The organism is Polaromonas sp. P1_G2, from assembly GCF_056405515.1.
The window spans coordinates 1-610 of the sequence record NZ_JBFUBY010000704.1 but is presented as its reverse complement, the minus strand read 5'-3'; the positions used below and the strand labels follow the sequence as shown (position 1 = coordinate 610).

The 610-nt window shown below is 59.7% G+C and carries 2 protein-coding genes; both read left to right on the top strand.

Features of this window, described 5'->3' with window-relative positions; genetic code table 11:
* Positions 1-377: Fe-S cluster assembly scaffold IscU (gene iscU / locus AC1D0P_RS27060; protein ID WP_477679555.1), on the top strand; the 377-nt coding region annotated here is incomplete at its 5' end.
* Positions 378-419: 42 nt separating this feature from the next.
* The coding region (locus AC1D0P_RS27055; RefSeq protein ID WP_477679554.1) for a HesB/IscA family protein at positions 420-610 on the top strand (191 nt) is incomplete at its 3' end.

The window sequence follows — 610 nt, the reverse complement described above, 5'->3', positions numbered from 1 at the left end:
GCGAAAAAGTGGTGGACCACTATGAAAACCCCCGCAACGTCGGCTCTTTTGAAAAGGGCGACGAATCGGTAGGCACCGGCATGGTCGGCGCGCCGGCTTGCGGCGACGTGATGAAGCTGCAGATCAAGGTCAACCCGCTGACGGGCGTGATCGAAGACGCGCGCTTCAAGACCTACGGCTGCGGCTCCGCAATCGCTTCCAGTTCGCTCGTGACCGAGTGGGTCAAGGGCAAGACGCTGGACGAAGCGGCCAGCATCAAGAACAGCGCTATCGCTGAAGAGCTGGCCCTGCCGCCCGTCAAGATTCACTGCTCCATCCTGGCGGAAGACGCCATCAAGGCCGCCGTGAACGACTACAAGCAAAAGCACGCGCACTGATCAACGCATTCCCGTCACCTGTTTCATTTTCGAGTGATTTAAATGTCCGTAACCCTCACTGATGCAGCCGCCCGGCACGTGACCCGCTACATGACCAAGCGCGGCAAGGGTGTCGGCGTACGCCTGGGTGTCAAGACCACCGGTTGCTCCGGTCTGGCTTACAAGCTCGAATACGCCGACGAGATCGCGCCGGAAGACGTTGTGTTTGAAGACAACGGCGTCAAGGTGCTGGT